General features: G+C 66.5%; 16 protein-coding genes. 11 read left to right on the top strand and 5 right to left on the bottom strand.

Annotated elements, in window-relative coordinates; genetic code table 11:
* The first annotated feature begins 254 nt into the window (after positions 1–254).
* The 3 genes from AAFU51_07430 (at position 255) to AAFU51_07440 (ending at position 4,162) form a co-directional block, all read left to right on the top strand.
* Positions 255–2,285, top strand: coding sequence for an acyl-CoA dehydrogenase family protein (locus AAFU51_07430; protein ID MEO1571085.1), 2,031 nt, complete (start codon positions 255–257; stop codon positions 2,283–2,285).
* Between the two features lie 171 nt (positions 2,286–2,456).
* Positions 2,457–3,761 carry a WGR domain-containing protein gene (locus AAFU51_07435; protein MEO1571086.1) on the top strand — a complete coding sequence of 435 codons (1,305 nt, stop codon included), beginning with the start codon at positions 2,457–2,459 and terminating at the stop codon, positions 3,759–3,761.
* A gap of 146 nt (positions 3,762–3,907) precedes the next feature.
* The gene (locus AAFU51_07440; protein MEO1571087.1) at positions 3,908–4,162 is read left to right on the top strand and encodes a hypothetical protein; all 255 of its coding nucleotides are present in this window, start codon (positions 3,908–3,910) and stop codon (positions 4,160–4,162) included.
* Positions 4,163–4,242: 80 nt separating this feature from the next.
* Here the strand turns inward: AAFU51_07440 and msrB are convergent, their stop codons facing one another.
* A complete protein-coding gene (msrB, locus tag AAFU51_07445; GenBank protein MEO1571088.1) occupies positions 4,243–5,505 on the bottom strand; it encodes a peptide-methionine (R)-S-oxide reductase MsrB in 1,263 nt (420 codons plus the stop codon).
* A gap of 141 nt (positions 5,506–5,646) precedes the next feature.
* Positions 5,647–6,243: an FxsA family protein gene (locus AAFU51_07450; protein ID MEO1571089.1), complete on the bottom strand. Its 597-nt coding sequence runs from the start codon at positions 6,241–6,243 to the stop codon at positions 5,647–5,649.
* A 203-nt stretch (positions 6,244–6,446) separates the two neighbouring features.
* Here AAFU51_07450 and AAFU51_07455 point away from each other — a divergent pair, with 203 nt between their 5' ends.
* Complete coding sequence (locus AAFU51_07455; protein ID MEO1571090.1) at positions 6,447–7,079, top strand: hypothetical protein; 633 nt, start codon at positions 6,447–6,449, stop codon at positions 7,077–7,079.
* Between the two features lie 62 nt (positions 7,080–7,141).
* Here the strand turns inward: AAFU51_07455 and AAFU51_07460 are convergent, their stop codons facing one another.
* Both AAFU51_07460 and AAFU51_07465 read right to left on the bottom strand, forming a co-directional pair.
* A complete protein-coding gene (locus AAFU51_07460; GenBank protein ID MEO1571091.1) occupies positions 7,142–8,305 on the bottom strand; it encodes an FAD-dependent oxidoreductase in 1,164 nt (387 codons plus the stop codon).
* A 3-nt stretch (positions 8,306–8,308) separates the two neighbouring features.
* A complete protein-coding gene (locus AAFU51_07465; GenBank protein ID MEO1571092.1) occupies positions 8,309–8,974 on the bottom strand; it encodes a diacylglycerol/polyprenol kinase family protein in 666 nt (221 codons plus the stop codon).
* Between the two features lie 98 nt (positions 8,975–9,072).
* On the opposite strand from AAFU51_07465, the gene AAFU51_07470 reads away from it, so the two are divergent.
* On the top strand, positions 9,073–9,936 hold the full coding sequence (locus AAFU51_07470) for a dienelactone hydrolase family protein (GenBank protein MEO1571093.1): 864 nt from the start codon (positions 9,073–9,075) through the stop codon (positions 9,934–9,936).
* Between the two features lie 57 nt (positions 9,937–9,993).
* Here AAFU51_07470 and AAFU51_07475 read toward each other — a convergent pair whose 3' ends face one another.
* Complete coding sequence (locus tag AAFU51_07475; GenBank protein ID MEO1571094.1) at positions 9,994–10,509, bottom strand: hypothetical protein; 516 nt, start codon at positions 10,507–10,509, stop codon at positions 9,994–9,996.
* A gap of 617 nt (positions 10,510–11,126) precedes the next feature.
* Between AAFU51_07475 and AAFU51_07480 the strand changes: the two genes are divergently transcribed.
* The 6 genes from AAFU51_07480 (at position 11,127) to AAFU51_07505 (ending at position 19,998) form a co-directional block, all read left to right on the top strand.
* Positions 11,127–13,550 carry an SLBB domain-containing protein gene (locus AAFU51_07480; protein MEO1571095.1) on the top strand — a complete coding sequence of 808 codons (2,424 nt, stop codon included), beginning with the start codon at positions 11,127–11,129 and terminating at the stop codon, positions 13,548–13,550.
* Between the two features lie 4 nt (positions 13,551–13,554).
* Positions 13,555–14,709 (top strand): Wzz/FepE/Etk N-terminal domain-containing protein, encoded by a 1,155-nt coding sequence (locus tag AAFU51_07485; GenBank protein ID MEO1571096.1) that lies wholly within the window; start codon positions 13,555–13,557, stop codon positions 14,707–14,709.
* 180 nt (positions 14,710–14,889) lie between these two features.
* The gene (locus tag AAFU51_07490; protein MEO1571097.1) at positions 14,890–16,278 is read left to right on the top strand and encodes a UDP-glucose/GDP-mannose dehydrogenase family protein; all 1,389 of its coding nucleotides are present in this window, start codon (positions 14,890–14,892) and stop codon (positions 16,276–16,278) included.
* 54 nt (positions 16,279–16,332) lie between these two features.
* Positions 16,333–17,289: a UDP-glucuronic acid decarboxylase family protein gene (locus tag AAFU51_07495; protein ID MEO1571098.1), complete on the top strand. Its 957-nt coding sequence runs from the start codon at positions 16,333–16,335 to the stop codon at positions 17,287–17,289.
* 74 nt (positions 17,290–17,363) lie between these two features.
* The gene (gene cysQ, locus AAFU51_07500; protein ID MEO1571099.1) at positions 17,364–18,167 is read left to right on the top strand and encodes a 3'(2'),5'-bisphosphate nucleotidase CysQ; all 804 of its coding nucleotides are present in this window, start codon (positions 17,364–17,366) and stop codon (positions 18,165–18,167) included.
* Between the two features lie 49 nt (positions 18,168–18,216).
* On the top strand, positions 18,217–19,998 hold the full coding sequence (locus AAFU51_07505; protein MEO1571100.1) for an SLC13 family permease: 1,782 nt from the start codon (positions 18,217–18,219) through the stop codon (positions 19,996–19,998).
* Positions 19,999–20,060 lie beyond the last annotated feature (62 nt).

Consider the following 20,060-nt stretch of genomic DNA (forward strand, 5'->3'; position numbering starts at 1 on the left):
ACACTGCGACAAGAAACCAAAGGACGGGGGACGAATGACGGAGGACAACTACCAATAGACGAAGGAGGCGTCGCCAATCCATCGTGAAGTCAAAAAAGGATGGGAGCACGGTTCGATTCGGCCCGTAGATTGCGGCCTCGAAAGCGCTTCCGAAAATCTGGTGATTGGGAGCCAGTTGCGCTTCAGAGCGTGGAAGTCCTACCGTTCCTGGGTTCTCCACTTCCCCTCCGCATTCAACCGACCGACTCCGACCTATGTCCATTCTCAGCAACATGAAGGGCGTCTCCGCCAAGGATCAGGCGATGATCCAGCAAGCGGAGGTCATGATGGGGCCGGAGCCGGAGGAGATGGGCTTCATCAAGAACCTCTTCTGGGGTCGCCTCCGCGAAGACCTCGTGCTTCCCTACCCGGAGGTGTCTGCCGCCGAGAAAGCCAAGTGCGACGCGCTCCTCAAGGAGCTGCAGGCTTACTTCGACAACGAGCACCCGAGCATCCTCATTGACCAGGAGGAGTATGTCCCCGAGTGGTGCTTCGAACGCCTTTTCGAGATGGGCGTGATGGGGATGACGATTCCGGAGGAGTACGGCGGCCTCGGCCTCGGCGTCGCGTCCTACAACCGCATCCTGGAATGCATCGGGGCCAACTGCGGCTCCACGGGCGTGATCGTCTCGGCGCACCAGTCGATCGGCTGCAAGGCGCTCATGCTCTTCGGCTCTGAAGACCAGAAGCAGCGCTTTCTCCCGAAAGTGGCGCGTGAGTACCTCTCGGCGTTCTGCCTTTCCGAGCCGGACGTGGGCTCCGACGCCGCCGGGCAGCGCACCAACTGCCGCCTCTCCGACGACGGCACGCACTACATCCTCAACGGCGAGAAGAAGTGGTCCACGTCGGGCGCGCTCTCGGGCATGTTCACGGTCATGGCGAACCAGATGATCGCCGACCCGAAGCGCCCCGGCCAGCAGAAGAAGGTCGTCACGGCGCTCATCGTCACGCCGGACATGGAGGGCGTCGACATCTTCGAGAAGAACCGTTCCAAGACGGGCATCCGCGGGACGTGGCAGGCGCGTATCCGCTTTACCGACGTGAAAGTGCCGGTCAAGAACCGCATGAGCCGCGAGGGCGGCGGCCTCAAGGTCGCGCTGACGTGCCTCAACTACGGCCGCTGCACGCTCTCAGCGGGCATCACCGGAGCCGCGAAGGCCGCGCGTGACCAGGCGACGAAGTGGACGCGCACGCGCTACCAGTTCGAGCGCCCGCTCTCCGACTTCGAACTCGTCAAGGAGCGCGTCGCGCGCATGGCCGCGTTCTCGTTCGCGATGGACGCGATGCTCTACATGACGTGCGGCTTCCTTGACCGCCACGACAAGGACATCATGGTCGAGACTGCGGCGTGCAAGTACTTCTGCTCGGAGTACGGTTGGAAGGTCATCGACGACGGCCTGCAGCTCATGGGCGGCGAGGGCTATATGACCGAGAACGAGTACGACCGCCTCTGGCGCGACAACCGCATCCACCGCATCGTGGAGGGCTCGAACGAGGTCATGCAGTCGTTCATCTTCGCCTACGGCGGCAAGCAACTCGCGGAGTACATGCTCGGCGTGCTCAACGCCGTCGAGTGGGACGACGAATCCGGCTTCCAGTCGAACGTGACGCGCATCCTCGCCGGGGCGTTCAGCCCGTCGATCGTGAAGAAGGGCGTGCCGCTCGCGACCGAGATCTTCCTCGGCCGGAAGGTGGCGCAGCCCGACTTCGTGGCGCTGCACCCGTCGCTCGGGGCGTGGGGCCGCAAGCTCACGCAGCACATCCAGGAGCACACGCGCCAGTTCAAGCTGACATCGAAGCGGCTGGAGGAGAAGGTCGTCACGGCGCAAGCGACGCAGGCGCGGCTGGCCGACAACGCCGTGCTGATGTTTGCCTGGACAGCCAGCCTTGCAAAGCTCGACCAGCAGATGATGCAGGGCGCACGCGGGGCCGGTTGGGAGCGCGATCTCCACGCGGCACTCTACTTCATGGAGTACGCCGACCAGAAGATCCGCGCCAACGTGAAAGCGCTCACCGACAACATCGACGGCGCGATGCACCGTGCCGCCGAGGCCGCCATCCGTCACAGCGACACGCTACCGAACGATCGGTTCTACATCCCCGAATCGTCGCCTGTCGCGAAAGGCGAGGGCAAGCCGGTCCCGACGGCCAACATCCGCCAGTTCCCTGGCGACCCGACTGCCATCCAGGGCGCGCAGGGTGATGGAGCCTCCGTTGCCCAGCCGAAGGTCGAGACGGCGAAATAGCGCAGTCCTCTCGTCTGAAAACCACGTCCCCCGGTGCTTCGGTACCGGGGGATTTTTTTGTTCGAATGGGTATGACAAAAACGTGTCACTACAGGTTGGGATCTTGGGGTAAACGAACGGCACGACAGCCTCTTGGGTAGTGCCATTGTCCTGTACCTCAGCCCTGGTCTCATGTCCGCACTCCTCGCCACCGCCGCCACAACCTCTACGGCATCGATCCTCTCGGCGCCGCCCGCCTCGGCAACCCCTGCCACGACGCGAGCCGTCAAGCTGGTGATGGTCACGGGCGCGAACAACAACAAGTTCTACGACCTCACCGACAACGGCGACGGCACCTGCACAGCGCACTACGGCCGCGTTGGCAGCGCGGGGACGCGTCGGACGTACCCTATCGCCCAGTGGAGCCGCAAGGTGCGAGAGAAGGTCCGCAAGGGCTACCGCGACGTGACGCACCTCTTTGCCACAAATGCGCCGAAGCAGGGCTTCGACATCCCCGACGCTTCCGTGCGCAGCCTCGTCGACGCGCTCACGCGGTACGCGACGCAGTCGATCCGCCGCAACTACCACGTCACCGCTGACCAGGTCACGGCGGCGCAGGTCGCCGAAGCGCAGGCGCTCCTCGACGGACTGACGGCTCTGGTCCGTCAGCCTGCCGCCGGCCTCGGTGCGTTCAACCAAACGCTGCTCGACCTCTACACCGTCATCCCGCGCCGCATGGGTAACGTCCAGGACTACCTCCTCGGCGCGCTGCCCGACCCGAGTGACACCTCGTCGATTGACACGCTCCTCGCCGACGAGCAGGCGACGCTCGACGTGATGGCGGGGCAGGTGAAGGTCAACGCCCAGCGCACGACGATGCCCGACGCACCGCAGACGCTCGAAGCCGCTATGGGCCTCCGTGTGGCCGTGGAGGACGATGCGGCCACGCTAAAGCGTATTCAGAAGCTCATGGGCAACGATGCCCAACTCTTCCGCCGCGCCTTTCGTGTCACCAATCACCGTACGCAGGCCGCGTTCGACGACCACCTCACGGCGGCCTCGAACCCGCGCACAGGATTGCTCTGGCACGGCAGCCGCAACGAGAACTGGCTCTCGATTCTGGAGAGTGGCCTCGTCTTGCGCCCGGCCAATGCACACATCACGGGCAAGATGTTCGGCTACGGCCTCTACTTCGCCGACCGCTTCCGCAAGTCGCTCGGCTACACCTCGGCGCGCGGGGCCTACTGGACGGGCGGGGGCAGCAACCAAGCTTACCTCGCGCTCTATGCTGTGCACCTCGGCAAGGCGCTCACGGTGAAGACGTGGGAGCCGTGGTGCTCGCAACTCACGGCCCAGTCGCTGGAGGCGCACGGGATGCTCAAGCGCCGCTACGACTCGACGCACGGCAAGGCCGGGTGCAGCCTCCAGAACAACGAGTACATCGTCTACCGCGAGGCGCAGTGCACCGTCCGCTACCTCGTCGAGATCGAAGCTTGAACTCTGGCTTCGCATCCCAACTAGGTCATCCTGATCTGGATTCAGGATCTCAACCGTGACAGCGAGATGCTGAACCAAGTTCAGCATGACATGAGGACAAGGTCCTCCTCGCATCTCGGTCCCAAACTCAGACACCGACTCCAACCATGACCCACTACGTCCTCACGCCCGCCGCCGTCCGCGAGACCGCGCTCACGCTCATGCGCACGACCGGCACGACCACCACCCTCGACGTCAAGCGCGCGCTTCGCGAGCAAGGCTTCTGGGCCACCCAGGCTACCGTCTCTACCGCGATGGAGGCCCTCGCCGCCGACCTCGGCTGGCTCTGGCTCTCCAACGGGTTCTACCGCACCTATGCCCTCGCCGCTGACGCCCTCCGCCGCCTCGTCTGGGCGAATTGAGAAGAGGATGTCAGCAGAAGCGCGAAGCCCCGCGATGCATGGAGCGTCGCGGGGCTTCGTGGTGGAGGCGGTTGGTTCGCTTACGACTTCGAGTCCTCGAAAAGCGAGAGGTACTGGCCGTAGCCCTCGGCTTCGAGCTGGTCGACAGGGATGAAGCGCATGGCGGCCGAGTTCATGCAGTAGCGCAGGCCCGTCGGTGCGGGGCCGTCGTCGAAGACGTGACCGAGGTGGCTGTCGGCGTGCTTGCTGCGCACTTCGATGCGGACCATGCCGAGCGTACGGTCCTCGTGCTCTTCGATCAGCTCCTCGTGGATCGGGCGCGTGAACGACGGCCAGCCCGTGCCGGAGTCGTACTTGTCGAGCGACGAGAAGAGCGGCTCGCCAGAGACGATGTCCACGTAGATGCCTGCGTCCTTCTTGTCGTGGTACGGGTTGTTGAACGGGCGCTCCGTGCCGTCCTGCTGCGTGATCCGGTACTGGATCGGCGTCAGCATCGCGCGCAGTTCCTCGTCCGCGGGCTTCTCGTAGGTGCTGAACGAAGCGAGCGTGATCTGGCCAGACCCAGCGGCGGAAGCCGACGACATGGCACCCGGCTCTGGGGCGGGCTCGCCGAACCACGGGGCGTCCTCGGGGATGAAGTCCTTCGAGATATCGAAGCCCCACGTGCGGCGGAGGAACGGCTTGCGGCCCGAGCCCTCGGCGTAGCTGCCGTAGCGGTCCGGATTGGTACGGTAGAAGTCCTGGTGGTAGTCCTCGGCCGCGTAGAACGTCGTGAAGTCGCGGATGGGCGTCACGATGGGCGCGTCGAACGGGCCGTTCTCGGCGAGGTCGCGCTTGGAGGCCGCGGCGAGGCGGCGCTGCTCCTCATCGTGCGCGTAGATGGCCGAAGTGTAGTGGTTTCCGCGGTCGGCGAACTGGCCACCGGCGTCGGTTGGGTTGAACGTCCGCCAAAAGATGTTCAGGAGCAACTGATACGACACCTGATCGGGGTCGTAGAAGACCTGGACGGCCTCGATGTAGTCGGTGCGACCGTTGGCCACGTCGTTGTAGGACGGGTTGGGCTCGGTGCCGCCCGCGAAGCCGGAGATCACGGCCGAGACGCCCTCGTAGCGTTCGAAGGGCTGCTCCATGCACCAGAAGCAGCCGCCTGCGAAGGTCGCGACGGCGAGGTCGTTGTCGGCGACCGCGAGGCGCGCGGCGGCCTCATCGGCCGTGTTGACCGGGGTAAGGCTGCTGACGGGCGCATCGAGGTTCTGGTCGGCGCACGCCGGAAAGGCGAGCAGGGCCACGGCAGCAGCGAGTGCCCAGATGGGTCCAGTCGAGATGGGGAGGCGGCGAAGCATGGTCAAAAACGTGGGTTCGTAAAGCAGAAGCACACGCGGTAGCGCGGTGTGCTCGGCTGCATGGAGAGGATGGGATCGTTTGGTCTTACCAACGCGCGCCTTGTGCGCTCTGGTTCGTCGAGAAGCGCCCCCGCCAAGGCTTCACGGACGGCGCATATCCTCGTCGAGGATCGTGGCGTCTTCGATCTGATCGGCAGCCTCCGCTGGAATGTCGGCAGAGGAAGGAGCCGAGGGTTGGCCTCTCCACGCAGGCGGAGCGTCCTGCTGAGGCGGCCCGAAGGGCGATCCCGGACGTCCAAAGCCCTGCGGCCCGAAGTTGGGCGGCACGCCCGGCCCAAAGGCGAAAAACTGCGTCTGGCCCGACTTCACGGACTGTTTGAAGCGCCCGGCCACGCTGCGGCGGATGAGTGCCCGCGTCGGCGGCAGCAGGCCGAGGAAGCCGACCACGTCGGTCAGTACGCCCGGCGTGAGCAGCAGCGCGCCCGACACGAGGATGATGAGCCCGTCGGACAGTTCCTTGCCGGGCAGACCGCCCTCCGCCACGCGTGCCTGGAAACGGCGCCACGCGGCCAGCCCCTCGCGCTGCGCGAGGAACGAGCCGAAGAGCGCCGTCACCACAATGAGCAGGAGGGTCGGGCCGAGCCCGATCCGGTCGCCGAGCCACACGAGTAGAAATAGCTCGACGATGGGGACGATAAGGAAGAGCAGCAACAGCCGCCCGAACAGGGTCGATTGCATCGCGGACAGGAGCAGAGCGGTAGAAGAGCGTATGGGATCGGAAGTACGGGCTACGTCGTCGCAGTGATGCGTCGCAGTGATGCGTCGCAGTGATGCGTCGCAGTGATGCGTCGCAGTGATGCGTCGCAGTGATGCGTCGCAGTGAAACAGCGCAGTAATGCACGGTCGAGCCCAGCTGGCTCCGATCTAAACACATTCGACCTATGAACGTCCGACCTGCGTGGATTGTGCCCTCGCTTAGCCTGGGACTCCTGGCGTTGCTCGCCGTGTGCATACCTACAGCTTCGGCACAGGACACCCTGCTGGGCACGCCTGCAGCCTACACGGAGGCGTTGCACAGCGCTCAGCGTGCGCACCTGTGGCGAGTCGGTGCCTGGGGCAGCGCCAACGCGCTCGGCGGGATGGCCCTGCTGTTGGCGTCGAGCCGGAGTGAGCAGCCGGGGCGCTTCGGCGCGGGCGTGCAACTCGCTGCATGGGGGACGATCAACGTCGGCATCGCCGCGCTGGGGCTGCTCTCCGGCGGACCGGACACGGCAGCGACCTGGGCCGAAGCCCTGCGCGCAGAGAACAACTACGCCGACATTCTGCTGTTCAACCTCGGGCTCAACGTCGCCTACAGTGCCGTCGGCGCGACGCTCGCGGCGGTGAGCTACCGCGGCGTCGATGGCAACCTGAGCGTGCGCGGGCATGGGGCCGCGCTCATCCTCCAGGGCCTAGGGCTGTTCGTCCTCGACGGCATCGCCTACCTCGACACGCGCGGCCGATGGGGCGCGCTCGTCGAGCAGGTCGCGGTGCACGTTGGGCCAACAGGAGCAGGGCTGACTTTCTCCTTTTGATCGTAGCCGAGGCGCTGTGTCGCAGCCGAGACGCTTTGTCGTAGTCGAGACGGCGGTTCTGGCTAGGCTAGGTCAGGATGCGCGGTGTCGAAGAGTCCCTCGAAGCGGTCGGTGGGGTGGTAGCGCCGGATCCAGCGGCGGTCCACAGCATGCTTCAGACGCAGCATCGCCGGACTCGCCTGCCAGCGGTCGCCGACGACCAGCAGGCCGTCGCGCGTGCCGGTCGAGAGGATAAGCGGGACGTACGGGTAGGGTCGGAAGCTGCGGAGGCGAAGCTGCGTGAGATCAAGGCCGGCTAGTGCCGCTTCGGCGATGCGAAGCACGTTTGTCTGCAGCGTCGGGCCTTGCTTGACGGCGTGCACGCCCACGCGCGCCAAGTGCTCAGCCCCGGCGATGACGGCGCAGTCGCCGGCCGCGAAGAGCCACGGGGCCGCCTCGCACTGGAGGTAGGCGCTCACGCGCAGGAAGCCGCGCCCGTCGGTGGGCAGGCCCGCCTCGGCAAAGAGGGCAGGGCCGACCGAGCCCGTCGCCCAGAGGACGGCTTCCGCATCGACCACGGCCCCGTTCGATAGCTCGAGCGCGGCGTCCGTCGTGTCTATGACCCGGTGACCGAAGCGAAGGGCGACGCCGCGCTCGGTGAGCAGGCGTCGGCAGTAGGCCGCCGCGCCCTCGGGCATCCGGCCGAGCAGGCGGTGCGAGGGCTCGATGAGCGTGACATCGAGCTGCGCTTTCGGCACACGCGCGGTCACGTTGAGCGCGACCTCGACCCCGGCTGCGCCGCCTCCGACGATGGCAAGCCGCCGCGGTGGATCGCTCTTCTCGAAACCGTCGAGCCATGCCGCGAGGTCCGCAATGCGATGAAGCGGCTTCGTCGGAATCACGTCTCCTGAGGGCGCGACCGGATTGACGGCCCCAATGTCGAACGTGGCGAGGTCGCAGCCAAGCGTCCGCCCCGATGCCGTCGTGATCGTCTGCGCCTCAGCGTCCAGGCCGACAGCGCGGTCGTGGACAAACCGCACCCCGGTGTCGGCACACAGACGTTCGAGATCGATGGTGACCTGGTCGCGGGTGTAGACACCGCCGAGGTGCTCGGGCACCATGCCAGAATACCACAGGTGCGTCGCGTCGTTCAGGAGCGTGACACGGGCACCTTGTCGGACAAGGCGAGCGGTAGCGGTCAGGAGCGGCAGGCTCGCATGCCCGCCCCCTACGAGGAGAACGTGCATGCGCTAGCCGATAAGCCACATGGCCGCGCCGGCGAGCAGCGGCACGCGGACGTTGTCGTTGAGCGGGATCGGCGTCGCCTCGACGAGGGCGGCGATGAACGCGCCGAGGCCGACCTGCCACAGTGAGAGCCCCGGCGTTGTGACGGTGTCGATAGGCGTGCCTGGGAACGCGAACCACGAGAGGGGAAGTAGCGCGAGGGGCAGCACGACGAGCACCGCCGTGAGCATGAACGCCGCGGAGCCTTCGAGCGACTTTGGCGAGTTGGGCCAGCGGTGGCGCCCGAAACGTCGGCCGATGAGGGCCGCGGCCCCGTCGCCCAGCATCAGCATCGCCATCGAGGCCGCAGCAATCGGCTCGGGAAAGACGAGCGCGGTGAATGCCATGGCCGTCACCATCCACGTCGCGCCGTTGAAGACGATCGGTCCATGGAGCCCCGGTTGCTCCTCGGGGCGCATGATCCCGCCGAATACCCATTGGATGAACCGATGAAAGCCCGCTGAGCGCGTCCGCAGCACGTCGCAGGTGAGGGCGAACACGGCGGAGGGGACAAACACCCACAGAGCGATCTCCCGGCCGAGCGCGAGCAGGCCGAGCGGCATCAAGAGTGCCCCGATGTGGAGCGCCTTACGGCCGAGTTCGGCGCGGTAGGAAAAGGCGAGCGTGTCCATGAGAAAGTCGAGACAAACGGAAGTAAAACGTACGACACCAATTCGTTCGCTGACGCCTATGTTGAGAGCGAACCCGTCCGATGCACCTCCTTGTTCACATGCGTCTCTACTTTATTTCGTTTGCCATGTTCGGCCTCGCCGCCTGCACCGACCCCAGCGCCTCGCCTAGTTCGTCGTCCGCGTTGCCCTCCGACGATGACGCCGCCTACGTGGACAGCATGGCCGTAGAGCACGCTGGCGACTCGGCGAGACCTTCGGGGGCTCCCGGAACCGACGAAGCAGGCTTGGTCATCGAACGCGTCGAGTACCACAACGGCGTGACCGGATACGCCGCCTATCCAGAGGAGGGTGGGGTGTCCCTCTCGGGTCTGATCGTGATCCACGAGTGGTGGGGCCTCAACGACAATGTGCGTGGGCAGGCCCGTCGCCTCGCGAAGGAAGGCTATCGTGTGCTGGCAGTCGATCTCTACGAGGGCAGCGCCTCTGAGTCGCCGGACGGCGCGCGTGCGCTGATGACCGACGCCATGAGCCAGCCCGACGCCGTCGTCGCCAACCTCACGAGTGCGGCAGAGCACCTCCGCGCGCAGGGCGCGACACGCATAGGCGTGCTGGGGTGGTGCTTCGGCGGGGCATGGTCGCTCCGCGCGGCCCTCGCTCTGCCGACCCGCATCGATGCGGCCGTCATCTACTACGGGCGCGTCGAGACTGAGGCGGCGGCGCTGGCAGACTTAGAGGCGCCCATCCTCGGCCTCTTCGGCGAAGACGATCAGGGGATCCCTGCCGAGAGCGCCCGCGCCTTCGACACCGCGCTCGACGAGGTCGGCGTCCCGCACACGATCCGCATCTTCGACGGGGCCGACCACGCCTTCGCCAACCCGTCCGGCGATCGCTACCAGCCCGAAGCCGCCGAGGAGGCCTGGACCATGACCACCGCATTCCTCGCCGAGCATCTACAGCCGTAGCTCGTCACTGACAGCACGGACGAGCTCCGTACTCAGGTCGCCCACACTCGAAGGGGCTCAGAACAGCGCGAAGCGAATCCCTGTTTGGATGAACACCGAGTCCAGCAGGTTGACCGTCTCGAACTCGTCGGCGACGCGGTAGGCGACCTGGGCGAACGGGTACACGTCGCGGACGAACAGCCGGACGTAGGTGCCGGAAACCAGCTTGAGGCTGAGCCGTGTGTCTCCGTCCACGCCGACGAACGCGAAGCCGAGGCCGGCATAGGGCCGCACGAACCGGAAGACGGGCGGGAGGTTGAGGCGCGTCTCCAACCCCGCCGACCAGAGGGTGCCCACCTCGGTCGAGCGCCCGTTCCACTTGCGATAGAACAACTCGAAGCTCGGCACCACGTCAATCGTGTGCTCGAAGGCGGGCACGTAGAACGCGATGCCGGTGCCGTAGCGGGGGACGTCGTCGAGGCGGGCATAGCCGCCGCCGAAGCTCGCGTAGAACTGGGCTGAGGCCGTGGGTGCAAGCACTATGCAGAGAAGCAAAGCGGCCGCGAGAGCGCGTGCGGGCTGAGGGAAAGACATGCGCAGGAGGGTGGTGCCGGCGTGACGGGATAGGCGGGCAGCAAAGGCTGCCTCAGAAGGGCAGTATCGGAAAATAGACGCCTGGCAGGGTTTCGTTCAGGGAGTCGGCGCGTCCGGAGCGTCTTGGCAACGGATTCGCGCAGCTTTCGGCCCGATGCACTAGATTCTGCCCGTTCGAACGTCCAATGCATTCATCGCATCGAAGCGACGTTCGAGGACGCGGCCCCCACCATCCGCCCCTGCCGGCCCTCTCATGCGACGTGCCTTGCTGCCTCGTACAACGAAGCCTCGTGCCTCTGTGCGGCGTGCTCTTTTGCTCGCGCTGTACGCTGCGGTGGCGGTGCTCTGGGGCCCTGCTACCGTATCAGCCCAAACGCCTGCCCTTCCCGACACGCTGGAAACGGGCGACCTTCCCGACTCGGTGCAGGACGAACTCGACCGCCGTGGCCTCACGCTCGATCAAGCCCTGCGCAACGCGGAGAGCCTCGGCATCGACCTGAGCGACCCGGACACGGCCGCGGCAGGCTCGCGCGCTCGGCCTGCCGGAAGAAGACATCGAGGACCTGCTGCGGCTGATCGCCCTCGCGCAGGCGCGCGATGCCGGGCAGACGGGCGTCGTGGGCGCCGATGGCGAGCCCATCGTCCTGCAGCCAGACACGCTCGTCGTTGCGGTCACGATGGACGAGGCGCCGGTGGACCTCGACGACGCGCTGCCGTACTTCGGCTACGACACCTTCCGGCTGGGCGACTCCACCGCGCAGCCGCTCGTCACCATCCCCGTAGCAGACGACGGCTACGTAGTCGGGCCCGGCGACGAGTTGCGCCTCACCGTCGCCGGCGACGCCGAGTTTCAGCTCGACCTCACCGTAGATCCGGAGGGACGTGTCTTCATCCCGACCGTTGGCCAATACACCGCTGCCGGGCAACCAATCGGGCAGCTCCGAGAGCGACTTCGGCGTGTCCTCGGGCGCAGCTATGCGGGGCTGCTCACGAATCCACCCTCGACGTTCATGGACCTCACGCTGCGCCGGTTGCAGGCCGTGCAGGTCTTCGTGACGGGCGCCGTGACTCGTCCTGGAGGCTACACCGTGCCGAGCGGCACCTCGGTGTTCAACGCGCTCTACCTCGTCGGCGGGCCTACGCTCGATGGGTCGCTGCGGCGCATCCGGGTCGTCCGCAATGGGCAGACGGTCGCCACCGTCGATGCCTACGACTACCTCCTCGAAGGCCGGGACGCGCAGCCCGTGCGCCTCCAGAACGGCGACCGGGTCTTCGTCCCCCCGCGAGGCACGACGGTCGCAATCGAAGGCGCTGTGCGTCGTCCTGCGTTCTACGAGATGCGCGACGCGGAGGAGAACGTGGAGCGTCTGCTCGGCTTCGCAGGCGGTCTGGAAGCCGACGCCTACGCCGCCCGCTTCCAGATCGACCGCATCGTGCCTTTCACTGAGCGGATCGACCCGTCGATTGCGCGCACCGTGCGCGACCTGTCCCTCGCCGACGTCCTGCGCGGCAGCCTCGACGTGGCCCTGGCCGATGGGGACCGCGTCCGCATCTTCACCATCCTCGAAGCCGAGACCCTCTCCAGCCGCGCGTCCGTGTCCGCAGCGACTGTAGAGGGGGCCGTGTTCCAGCCGGGCCGCTACGAACTCGGGCAGACGGTCCGCACCGTGCGCGACCTCGTCCTGGAGGCCGACGGCGTGCGTGGCGACGCCTATCTGGCGCGCGCCGAACTCGTCCGTTTCCGCGACGACCTCGACCGGCAACTCCTCCGGCTCGACCTAGCGTCCGCGCTCGCCGACGACCCGCAGCACAACCTCGTGCTCCGCCCCGGTGATGTGCTCCGGGTCTACGCGCGCACCGATCTCCAAGACGAACGCACCGTCAGCATCGTGGGGCGCGTGCGCGAGCCAGGGACGTATCCGCTCTTCGAGGGCATGGCGCTCTACGACCTGCTCTTCCAGGGCGGTGGCCTCACCGACGACGAGTTCCTGGAAACCGTCCTGCTGGAGCGGGCGGACCTCTATCGCCCCACGGAGGACAGGATCCGCGAGCGCATCGTGCGATTCGACCTCGCGGAGACGCTCCGCGGCGAAGGACTCGCCGACCTCGTCCTGGAACCGGGCGACGAGGTGCGGATCTACGAGCGCGAGGTCGAGGAGCAAGTCGAAGACCCGTTCGTGCTCGTCAGCGGGGCGGTAGCCTCGCCGGGGCGCTACCGGCTCCGCGAGAACATGACCGTCGAGGACGCGATCCTGCAAGCCGGCGGGTATGCCGAGGGCGCGCTCGAAGGCCGCGTGGAGGTAACCCGCATGACAGAGCGTGCCACCGGGCTCCGCGCAGAAACCAGCGAGGTCGCGGTGCAGTCGTCAGCGCTGTTCGGGGACGACGAGGTGAACGCAGGGCACCGGTTGGAGCACCGCGACCGCGTCTACGTGCGCCTCGATCCTGACTTCCAGATCCAGCAGTCGGTCGTGCTCTCTGGTGAGGTGCTCTATCCTGGCCAGTACACCCTCCAGCGCGACAACGAGACGCTCTCGGAAGTGATCGCGCGGGCCGGTGGGTTGACCGAAGCAGCCTATGCCGAGGGCGGTCGCCTCGTCCGCAACCAGCGTCAGGTGATCGTGGAGTTCGAGCGGGCCCTGCGCGGGGACCGCCGCGCCGACGTCGTGCTGCAGAACAACGACCGCATCCTCATCCCTGTGCAGCCCAACACGGTCACGGTGCAAGGCAACGTTGCCAACGAGGGGCTCATCAAGTTCGTCGAGGGGCGCCGGGTGTCGTACTACCTGGAGCGCGCGGGCGGCACGCGCGACCAGACGCTCGACATCTTCCTGACCCAGGCATCGGGCGCGACGTTCAAGCTCCGTCGCGGCCTCTTCCCTGAAGACCCCGTCGTGGACGACGGCGCTACTATCCTCGTCGAGCGCGAGCCCGAAGACGAAGAGCCCGCCGACGTGGGCGAGATCATCCGGGACGCGCTGACCATCCTCTCCGGAACGGCGACGGTCCTCGTTCCGCTCATCATCGCATTGCAGCGCTAGCCCTGTGGAAACGCCCTCGGTCTCCTACGAGCGCACGACGCCGCGTCCGGCTCCAGCCGACGAGCCGCGGGAGGTATCGCTTCTCGACGCGGTGCTTGTGGTAGCACGCCACCGGCGGACTGTCTTGCTGGTGGCGGGACTGGTGACCCTGCTCGGCGTGGTTTATGCCGTGTTGCAGCCCAACCAATACTCGGCGAGCGCTACGCTCGTGCGCGAATCCGACGAGGGGTTTGCGGCAGGCGGGGCCATCTCCGCGCTGCGGTCCTTCGGATTCAACCTCGGCGGTGCGGAGCCAGGCCTCACCGTCGAAGCCTACCCCGACATCCTTGCCACGCGCGAGATCCGGCTCACCCTGCTGCGTGACACGTTCGCGATCCCGAGCGAAGGGGCCACGCTCCCGCTCATGGACTACGTGCTGCGTCCCACGCCGATCGGCTACGTCGTGAATGCCCCGCGCCGATGGCTACGACAACTGCGTGGCGTCCCTGACGGACAAGGAGGCGGCGATGCCGTGCTCACCCGACCCCAACAGGCGGCTCTGGGCATGCTGGGCGGCATGACGCGTGTCACAACCAACGAGGAGACGGGCCTGATGACGCTCGGGATGACCACGCGTGATCCGTATTTGTCCGCGGCGCTGGTGGAGCGGTCCCTCGGGCTGCTCGCTGACCGGGTGCGGACGATCCGGACGCAGAAAGCGCGCGACAACCTCGCGTTCGTAAACGAACGGTTCGACCAGGCCGAGCGGGAGTTTCGCGGGGCGCAGAGCCGTCTGGCCGCCTTCGACGACCGCAACCGCGCGATTCAGACGGCCTCACTACGGGCGCAGCGCGACCGACTGCAGCAAGACCTGTCATTCAAGCGCGAGTACTACAACGAACTCCGTACCGAGGTCACGCGGGCCGAGTTGGAGCTTCAGCGCAGCGAGCCCGTGATCACCGTGATCGAAAAGCCGGTCGTCGTCCTGAGGCCGAGCGGGCCGAGTCGGCGGCTGAGCGTGCTGGCTTCGCTCGTGCTCGGACTCGTGCTCGGGGTCGGGCTGGCCTTGGGGCGGGAAGTCGTGGGCGGTGGGAGCACCGAGGACCAGGCCAAGTGGGCCGAGGTGCGGCGCAGCTTCCGGTTCCCATGGCGGCGCGCGGCAACCCCGGCGGAAAGTTAGGAAAGCGCTCCACGTAAGGCACAAGCGGCATACCGTTTGCAGAAAGTGTGGGAGCCGGCTGCCCCGTACGTGGGCGTCGTGCGAAGAAGCCGCCGAATTAGCTTGCCAGGATAGTCCCTGCCGAGGTGCGACGGTAGCTTCCACTTCCGCCAACTTGTCTCCCCGCACACCCTCTACGCCATGCGCGTTTCAGTCATCGGGACCGGCTACGTCGGTCTCGTCTCCGGCACCTGCTTCTCTGAGATGGGCAACGACGTGGTCTGCGTCGACATCGACGAGGCCAAGGTCAACAAGCTCACCAACGGCGAACTGACCATCTTTGAACCTGGGCTCGAAGTCTACTTTGAGCGCAACTTACGTGAAGATCGGCTCCACTTCACCACCGAACTCGCGCCCGCCGTCGAGCACGCAGACCTGATCTTCCTCGCGCTGCCGACGCCGCCCGGAGAAGACGGCTCCGCCGACCTGCGCTACGTCCTCGGCGTAGCCAAGAACATCGGCGAGCTGCTGGCTGCCAACCCCGACTGGGGCTACAAGGTGATCGTGGACAAGAGCACCGTCCCCGTGGGCACCGCGGACCTGGTCACCGAAGCCATCGCCAAAGCCGGGGTGGAGGAAGGTGCCCGGTTCGATGTCGTCTCGAACCCTGAGTTCCTCCGCGAAGGCGTCGCCGTGGACGACTTCATGAAGCCCGAGCGTGTGGTCGTCGGGACCTCGTCGGAGAAGGCGGCCGACCTTATGACGCAGCTCTATGAGCCCTTCGTGCGCTCCGGCAACCCGATCATCATCATGGACGAGAAGTCGGCCGAGATGACGAAGTACGCCGCCAACGCGCTGCTCGCCACCAAGATCACGTTCATGAACGAAATCGCGAACGTGTGCGACCGCGTGGGCGCCGACGTCGACAAGGTGCGGCGCGGTATCGGCACCGACAGCCGTATCGGGCCGAAGTTCCTCTACGCGGGCATCGGCTTCGGCGGCTCCTGCTTCCCGAAAGACGTGCAGGCACTGGTCCGGACGGCCCAGCAGAACGACTACCCGTTTGAGATCTTGCAGGCGGTCCTCAACGTCAACAAGACGCAGCGCACGATCCTCATGCCGCGCATCGAGGAGGTGCTGGGCGATCTCCGGGGCAAGAAGATTGCCATGTGGGGCTTGGCCTTTAAGCCCAACACGGACGACGTGCGCGAGGCGTCCAGCCACGCCATGATCCGGGCGCTGACCGCCGCCGGGGCCGACGTGGTGGCCTACGACCCCGAAGCCATCGAGACGACCCGCGCCATCCTCGGCGAAGGCGACCTCAACAACGGGTCGATCCACTACACCACGGACTCCTACGGCGCCCTCATCGGCGCCGACGTGCTCGTGATCTGCACCGAGTGGCCGGAGTTCCGCCGCCCCGACTTCGGCCGCCTGAAGACGATGCTCAAAGCGCCCATCGTCTTTGACGGGCGCAACCTCTACGACCACGAACGGATGTCCAGCAACGGCTTCGAATACTATTCGATCGGTCGGCCCTTCGTCGAGCCCGTCCAGGAGGTCGTCGTCGCCACGAACGGCCGGGCCTAGGCATCCTCCTAGCTCGCTCCCGCGCCCATTGTTACCCAGCCGCCACGCACGTTCATGCCTCGCACTCTAGTCACCGGCGGTGCCGGTTTCCTCGGCTCGCACCTCTGCGAGCGCCTCCTCGCCGACGGCCACGAGGTCGTCTGCATGGACAACCTCATCACGGGCAATCCGGACAACGTTGCCCATCTGATCGGCAACCCCAGCTTCCAGTTCGTCCGGCACGATGTCTCCAACTATGTCTACGTGGCGGGCGACCTGGACTACCTCTTCCACTTCGCCAGCCCGGCGTCGCCGATCGACTACCTGAAGCTGCCGATTCAGACGCTGAAGGTCGGCGCGCTCGGCACGCACAACTGCCTCGGTCTCGCCAAGGCGAAGGGCGCGCGGATGCTCATCGCCTCCACGTCCGAGGTCTACGGCGATCCGCTGGAGCATCCCCAAAAGGAAACCTACTGGGGCAACGTTAACCCGGTTGGCTTCCGCGGTGTCTACGACGAGGCCAAGCGCTTCGCCGAGGCGATCACGATGGCCTACCAGCGGTACCACGGCGTCGAGACGCGCATTGTGCGCATCTTCAACACCTACGGCCCGCGCATGCGCACCGACGACGGCCGCGCGCTCCCGACGTTCATGAGCCAGGCGCTGCGCGGCGAGCCGATCACGGTCTTCGGCGACGGCTCTCAGACGCGCTCGTTCTGCTACGTAGACGACCTCATCGACGGCATCTACCGCCTGATGATGAGCGACGAGACCGAGCCGGTCAACATCGGCAACCCGGACGAGATCACGATCCGCGAGTTCGCCGAGGAGATCATCGCGCTCACGGGATCGGCCTCCACGATCGTCGAGAAGCCCCTGCCCGCGGACGACCCCAAGATCCGACAGCCTGACATCACGAAGGCGCGTACCCAGCTCGGCTGGGAGCCGCGTGTCAGCCGCACCGAGGGCCTGCGCCGCACCCTAGCCTACTTCCGCGAGGCCCTCGACATCCCCGAGTCGGTTAGCGCCTAGGCCTGCTCTCTACGCATATCTGGTCCTGATTGCGCAGGGCCGCCCTCTCTTTCGCTCTCGCCCCACGCCCTCCCATGCTCTCTGACGTTCGCCAGATCGCCGTCCAGGCCGGTCAGCGCATTCTCGATTTCTACGCTCAGGAACTCCCCGTCGACTACAAATCCGACGACTCCCCGCTGACGCACGCGGACCGTGCCTCCCACGCCTACATCGTGCAGGCGCTGCGCGCGCTCACGCCGGACATCCCGGTGCTCTCAGAAGAGTCGCCCCAAGATGAGGTAGCTGGACGCAAGGGCTGGGCGACGTTTTGGCTGGTCGACCCGCTCGACGGGACGAAGGAGTTCGTCAAGAAGACGACGGGCCAGTTCACGGTCAACATCGCGCTGATCGAGGGCAACGAGGCGACGCTCGGCGTGGTGTACGTCCCAGTGAAGGGCGTCACCTATTTCGCCGACGCCGAGGGCGCGTTCAAGCAAGAAGGCGATGCCGTGCCGCAGCCCATCACAGCACGCTCGGTAGCGGAAGACGCCATCACAGTGGTGGCGAGCCGTGACCACGCGGGCGCCGAAGTAGCGGCCATCCTCGACCGCCTCGACGAAGCGGGCTACGCCGTCGAGTCGGCTAGCATGGGGTCCTCACTCAAGTTCTGCCTCGTTGCGGAAGGGCAGGCCGATTTCTACCCGCGCACCGTGCCGACCTTCGAGTGGGACACGGCGGCTGCGCAGGCCATCGTGGAGGCTGCCGGCGGGCGGGTAGCCACGCGCGATGGGGAGCGCCTGGTCTACAACAAGGACGACATCCGCAACCCGTCGGTCTTCGCCCTCGGTGATCCGGCGTTCGATTGGCAGCGCTTCGTCGAGCAGGAGGTGCCCAGCTAAGCAGGCCTGTCCACGTAGCGTCTACCGCGTTCCCTAGCCCTCGCACGGCATGGCCCTCGACTGGCAGGCGTGGTACACGCTAGCCGCGCTGATCGTGATGATCGGCGCGCTTGTGCGCAACATCGCCCGCCCGGACCTCATCCTGGTGGGTACGCTAGGCCTGCTGCTCCTGGCCGATGTCGTGCCGACGGAGCAGGCGTTCGTGGGCTTCGCGAACCCGGCCGTCATCACCATTGGCGCATTGTTCGTGGTGGCGGCTGGGGTGGAGCGGACCTCCGCGATCGCCGCGGTCGACGGGATCTTGCGGCCACGGAGTGGGCGCATTAGCATTGCTATCCTGCGGCTCATGCTGCCGACGAGCCTGCTCTCCGGCATCCTGAACAACACGCCCATCGTGGCGATGCTCATCCCGCGCGTGCAGACGTGGGCGCGGCAGACAGGCATTCCCGCCTCGAAGCTGCTCATCCCGCTCTCCTACGCGGCGATCATCGGCGGCTGGGTGACGCTCATCGGCACGTCGACGAACGTGATCGTGCACGGGCTGCTGCTCGCCGAGGGGCTGCCGGGGTTCTCCTTCTTCGACCTGACGTGGGTCGGCATTCCCGCGATGATTGTGGGGGGGCTCTACTTCGCCCTCGTCGGCCACCGGTTCCTCCCGGATCGTACCGGCGGGGCGGCGATGGCCGAGGAACAGGCACGCAGCTACACGTTCGAGCTGCACGTGGTGCCCGACGGTGCGCTCGTGGGGAAGACGGTCGAGGCGGCGGGGCTACGCGACTTGGAGAATGCCTATCTGACCTCGATCCGACGCCGTTCCGGCGAAGGCGAGCGGAACACGACCCCGGCTCGGCCCGATACGGTCCTCCAGTCGGACGACGCGCTGCTGTTCACCGGCGATGTGGAGGCTGTTGGGCGACTGCTCGCCCAGGACGGCCTCGCGCACCCCGTCGAGCCGATTCCGCGGCCGCAGCGGCGCACGCTGCCGCTCTTTGAGGCGGTGCTTAGCCCGTCGTCGGACCTCGTCGGCAAGACGCTACGGCAGGTCGACTTCCGAAACCGCTTCGGGGGGGTCGTCCTTGCGATCCAGCGCAGCGAAGAGCCGCTCCGTGGGCGCATCGGCCGGACGCGCCTGCGGGCCGGCGACCTCTTGCTCATCGAGTCACATTCGGGCTTTGCCTCCCAAGTGCAAGGCCGGCGCGACTTCGCCCTCATGGCATCGCTCGGGCGTCCGGTCGCCGCGGCGTCCAAGAAGGCGCCCATCGCGCTTGCCATCCTGCTCGGGTTCATCGTCATCGTCGGCTTCGGGCTGATGCCGCTGGCCACGGTGGCCGTCGCGGCGGCGCTCGGCGTGATCGTGACCGGGTGCATCAACGGCTCCCAGGCGCGCAACGCTATCGACTGGGGCGTCCTCGTGATGATCGCAGCAGCGCTCGGCATCGGGCAGGCCGTGGAGGCAACGGGCTTGGCGAACGTCGCCGCGCTCGCCATCGAATCCGTGGCGGCCGACCTCGGGGTGCTCGGGACGCTGATTTTGCTCTACGCCGTCACGAACGTGCTCGCGGAACTGGTGACCAACAAGGCGGCCGTCGCGCTCATGTTTCCGGTCGCGCTGAGCGTCGCTGCCGACCTCGGCGTCGACCCGAAGGCGTTCGCCCTCGCCATCACCATCGGATCGGCCGCCAGCTTCCTGACGCCCATCGGCTACCAGACCAATCTCATGGTGATGAGCGCCGGGCGCTACCGCTACACCGACTACACGCGCGCTGGGCTGCTACTCAGCTTCCTGATCATGGGCGTCACGGTGAGCGTGATCGCCTGGCGCTGGCTCTAGGTCGCGAGTCGTGCCTCGATAGAGACGACAGCCAGGACGAGCCGGCAACGCACAGACGACTC

The organism is Bacteroidota bacterium (assembly GCA_039821555.1).
In the GTDB taxonomy this organism is placed as follows: Bacteria; Bacteroidota; Rhodothermia; order Rhodothermales; family Rubricoccaceae; genus JBCBEX01.